The sequence below is a fragment of the Paenibacillus sp. N119s genome, from assembly GCF_059447605.1.
Window position 1 is genome coordinate 1 of sequence record NZ_JCAJRU010000316.1, and the last position, 4,661, is coordinate 4,661.

Annotated in this window: 5 protein-coding genes; 2 read left to right on the forward strand and 3 right to left on the reverse strand. The window is 44.5% G+C overall.

Annotated elements, in window-relative coordinates:
• The first annotated feature begins 131 nt into the window (after positions 1–131).
• The gene (locus tag AC5V8P_RS23555; RefSeq protein ID WP_010348779.1) at positions 132–260 is read left to right on the forward strand and encodes a DUF4023 family protein; all 129 of its coding nucleotides are present in this window, start codon (positions 132–134) and stop codon (positions 258–260) included.
• A gap of 359 nt (positions 261–619) precedes the next feature.
• Positions 620–1,771 (forward strand): type II asparaginase, encoded by a 1,152-nt coding sequence (locus tag AC5V8P_RS23560; protein ID WP_064795798.1) that lies wholly within the window; start codon positions 620–622, stop codon positions 1,769–1,771.
• Positions 1,772–1,954: 183 nt separating this feature from the next.
• Here AC5V8P_RS23560 and AC5V8P_RS23565 read toward each other — a convergent pair whose 3' ends face one another.
• The 3 genes from AC5V8P_RS23565 to AC5V8P_RS23575 all read right to left on the reverse strand — a co-directional run.
• Complete coding sequence (locus tag AC5V8P_RS23565) at positions 1,955–2,092, reverse strand: hypothetical protein (protein WP_187360594.1); 138 nt, start codon at positions 2,090–2,092, stop codon at positions 1,955–1,957.
• Positions 2,093–2,189: 97 nt separating this feature from the next.
• The gene (locus AC5V8P_RS23570; RefSeq protein ID WP_064795797.1) at positions 2,190–4,325 is read right to left on the reverse strand and encodes a DNA topoisomerase III; all 2,136 of its coding nucleotides are present in this window, start codon (positions 4,323–4,325) and stop codon (positions 2,190–2,192) included.
• Between the two features lie 126 nt (positions 4,326–4,451).
• The coding region (locus AC5V8P_RS23575; RefSeq protein ID WP_495473921.1) for a 3-oxoacyl-[acyl-carrier-protein] synthase III C-terminal domain-containing protein at positions 4,452–4,661 on the reverse strand (210 nt) is incomplete at its 5' end.

The following is a 4,661-nucleotide window of genomic DNA, read 5'->3' on the forward strand; positions in this document are numbered from 1 at the left end:
TCCTTCATTATAACCTTACCCCTTTTATAGAAACAACGCCTTCTCTGATTGGGAAAACGTTTTTGCGGAAATAGTAACGGGGTATGAGGGAATTCCCAAGTGCATCTATTTTCATTAAAGGAGGAACTGTAATGGAAAGTACCCATGAATACGTTGAGAAACTGCGAGAAAATGCAAAAAAGGCAGAACATAACCGTAAACGAGGAAAAGGAACTCCCAGCGCCAGCTTGCCAACAAAACAGCATAGCAAAAACCCCTGATCATGGATCTATATTTCAACTATAAAACCATGTAATACCGTAAAACATCAACTACACCCTTGTCACTCTCATTAAATGAAATTAAAGGTACACTCCGTTGTTCACCTTTTACCAAAAACAACAAGCAGACTCTTTTTGAGATTTCTGCTTGTTGTTTTGTTTTCAAATCTCTTCCATTCAGGTATAATTAAAGCGATTACATATATAAAAATAAATCTACGTGTTATATTTCATGACATAGTTATTGACTAAAGTCATTCTCACACTCTATAATGCGTGATATTAACGTAATTCGACATTTTTTTGTCAGTTAATCTATCATTAATATTTCAAGGTTTAAGATTGGAGAGGAGCTTTATATGACTAACATGAAAAAAATGACAATGATTCCCCTGTTGGCCAGCTTTATTCTCGGAAGTACCTTATGGAGTGGTGGATTTACTGCTAACGCTGCAACCGTAGCCACAACCAGCACAACGGTATCTACTGGTACTGCCACTACTACTCCAGACAAACAAACCAATCATTTACCCAATATTAAAATATTGGCCACAGGAGGGACGATTGCAGGGTCATCCTCCGTCAACACAGATACAACCGGCTATAAAGCTGGTGCATTAGGTGTTGAAACCTTGATCAATGCTGTTCCTGAGATGAAAAGTATTGCAAATGTCAGTGGTGAGCAAGTAGTTAACGTAGGTAGCCCTGATGTAAATAATGAAATCCTCTTAAAACTTGCCAAACGCACCAACGAACTGCTCGCCAGAGACGATGTAGATGGTATTGTTATCACCCATGGTACAGACACGTTAGAAGAAACCGCTTATTTCCTCAACCTTGTCGTTAAGAGCGATAAGCCTGTGGTTGTCGTTGGCTCTATGCGCCCAGCTACTGCCATCAGTGCCGATGGTCCATTCAATCTTTATAATGCTGTAAAGGTCGCCGGAGCTGCGGCCTCCAAAGGTCAAGGCGTACTCGTATTGCTGAACGATCGCATCGGTGCAGCAAGATACATCACAAAAACGAACACAACAGCAGTCGATACGTTCAAGTCTGTAGAGCAGGGATACCTTGGAGCTGTTGTAGGCGATCAGGTCTACTACTACAACAAATCCACTCATAAGCATACGACTTCTTCTGTATTCGACATCTCCAATCTGACTCAGCTGCCACAAGTAGATATTTTATACGAGTATCAAAACAATGGTCGCTACCTGTATGATGCAGCCGTAGCAGCTGGTGCCAAGGGCATAGTGGTTGCCGGTTCCGGTAATGGCTCCTTGTCCAAAACCTCCTCAGAAGGCGCAGAGGCCGCAGGTAAAAAAGGAGTGATTATCGCCCGCTCCACTCGCGTAGGAACTGGAGTTGTATCCCCATCGACAACAGACGCAGCATCGAACTTTGTGTCCACCGATTCGCTCAATCCGCAAAAAGCACGGATTTTGCTCATGCTCGCTTTGACTCAGACGCACGATGTGAACCAAATTCAAACTTTCTTTAATGAATACTAAGGGCAATCATCCCAAATCCAATAAATACAACATCCTTATTATGAAAAAGAAGCAGCAGTTACGGTTCACCACCGTACTGCTGCTTCTTTTATGCAAGATAATTTTTGTCACCAATCACTATTTCATCTGGTATTTAATCGTCTTGATGCTTTACAAGCCATTCGTTTTCCCTTATATGCAGCATCAAGAATGCTGTTTGGGAATCCCGTTCAAGCTTGGAGGATATTTAGCTTGCTTCTCTGGATGAGCAGCGATTTCTTCCTCCAGTATACTTGATTTATTTTGCTGATTATTAATTTTAAGCGGCTTATGTTTGGGCATAAATACTCACCTCCTCGGATTACCATGCCAAGGAGTGAGCTTTTTTATACCGACTTATGCCTGCTGATTGTGTTGCTTGTATATGTTGGGCTATTCTTTACTCGCCCTGCTTTTGCTCCATTGCCGCTTTTAGCAAATCACCCAAACTGGAACCAAAAGATTCTTTCTTTTCAAATTGTTTTACCAACTTTTGCTGTTCCCGTTTGTTTACCCGTTGCTTGTCCTTATCCAGCGTCTCCGTAATACCGCAAGGTAAGCATCTTACATACAAACCTGCTTTGCCCTCTTTCATTTCCATCTTTTTATGACACTGCGGGCAACGTCGATTGGACAAGCGTTTTTCCCCCGAACGACGGTAACCGCAATCCGCACTTGGGCATACGAGAAACTTACCTTTCTTACCTTTCTTCTCCAGCAATTTTGTACCACAATCCGGACAATGGCTATTCGTCACGTTATGAGGCTTGTACTCCGCACTGCTATTTTTCACAGTAGCAACCAGTTCTTTCGCCATCGCACGGATAGAATTCAAAAATGGCTCAGGTTGTCCTTGACCACGAGCTATCCGTTCCAACTCTGCTTCCCAACGTGCCGTCAATTCAGGCGTTCTCAGCTGCGGAGCCGCCAGTTCGATCAGTTGCTTGCCTTTGCCGGTTGGATGCATCACATTCCCCTGGCGTTCTATCGTATCGGAACTGACGAGTTTCTCAATCAGATCTGCGCGCGTAGCTGGAGTACCCAAACCATGCTTTTCCATCTGAGCCAGCAAGGCCGCTTCTGTATACCGCTTCGGCGGCATCGTTCGTCCAGCTCGTACAATGCAACGCTGCAATTGGACGGAGTCTCCTTTTTTCAGCTCAGGCAAAATAACGTCCCGTCCATTATTTTCACGCTCATCTGCTTCTTCCTCGTCCAATTCATAATGACTTTCGTCATATACAGCACGCCAACCGCTATCTTTTATGGTTGTACCTTTGACCTGAAATGTTTCCTGCTCCACCATGACCGATACAGCTACAGCATCATAACGTGCAGGTGGGTAGAACAGACTGATAAAACGGCGCGCAATCAGATCATACAGTTTGCGTTCCTCTGGGCTCAGCTGATTAAGCAATAATGTCTGCTCAGTAGGAATAATCGCATGGTGATCTGTAACTTTACTGTCATCCACAACTCGTTTTGTGATTGGCAAGTTGTTACGCAATAGCGGACGTGCTAAAGAAGCATACGGACCTACTGCTACGCTACTGAGTCTTTCCTTAAGTGAATCCACCATATCCGATGTAAGATAACGGCTGTCTGTGCGTGGATAGGTCACCAGCTTATGCTGCTCATACAGCCGCTGAAGAACATTGGACGTCTGCTTGGCCGAGAAGCCGTAGCGCTGGTTAGCATCTCTTTGCAGCTCAGTTAAATCATACGCCAGCGGATGAGGCTCGTTCTTTTCACTCTTTTTCACACTCACCACTGTACCTTTGGCCCCTTCGAGCCTGCGGCGCAAAGTTTCTGCCTGAGTACGGTCAAACATGCGTGAATCCCCGTTTTCTGCCCGCCAAGTTGCTTGAAAATGGCCAAAATCCGCCGTCAAAGTATCATATTCCTGAGAACGAAACTGGGTGATCTCCTTCTCACGTTCCATGATCATTCCCAGTGTTGGTGTCTGTACCCTTCCAGCCGAAAGCTGGGCGTTGTAACGAACCGTCAACGCGCGGGTTACATTGAGACCAATCATCCAATCTGCTTCAGCCCTACAGCGAGCCGATTCATATAGACGGTCAAACTGCTGACCAGGCAATAATTTTGCAAAACCTGTCTTGATGGCCTTATCCGTCTGCGAGGAAATCCATAAGCGTCGGAAAGGCTTTCTCCAGTTTGCCATTTGTATAATCCAACGCGCCAACAGTTCGCCTTCACGAGCAGCATCTGTTGCCACGATAAGTTCTCCAATGTCCTGCCGTTTCATCAGCTGTTGTACAGCTTTGAACTGATGATTGCTCTCCCGTAATACCTTTAACTTGGCGTTCTTCGGAAGAATGGGCAAGTCCTCCAAGTTCCAATTCGCATACTTAGAATCGTAATCCTCAGGCTCTGCTAAGCCGACCAAATGACCCAGTGCCCATGTCACTACATACTTTGGGCCTTCTATATAACTTTTATGTTTCTCACGGCTGCCCATCACTCGTGCAATCTCTCTGGCCACGGATGGTTTTTCTGCCAATACCAATACCTTCATGTTACGCTCCTTTCTCTCTTAATGTTAATTATACCATCCTGCCATCTTACGATAAATCTAATGCGAACGTCTATTTACATGATCTTTCCTTACTATTACTATTGCTTATGCATTAATTAGACCAACTTACAAATCGGGCACACTCCATTTTAATAGCAGACCTGCATACGTCAGGCCTCCCCCAAATCCATATAACACCACACGTTGTCCATATCTTAAACGTCCATCATCTAATCCACACTGTAAAGCCAACGGAATGGACGCCGCAGAGGTATTTCCATACAACTCTACACTCGTCAGCGTCTTTTCCAAAGGTACTGCACTTTTTTCACATAT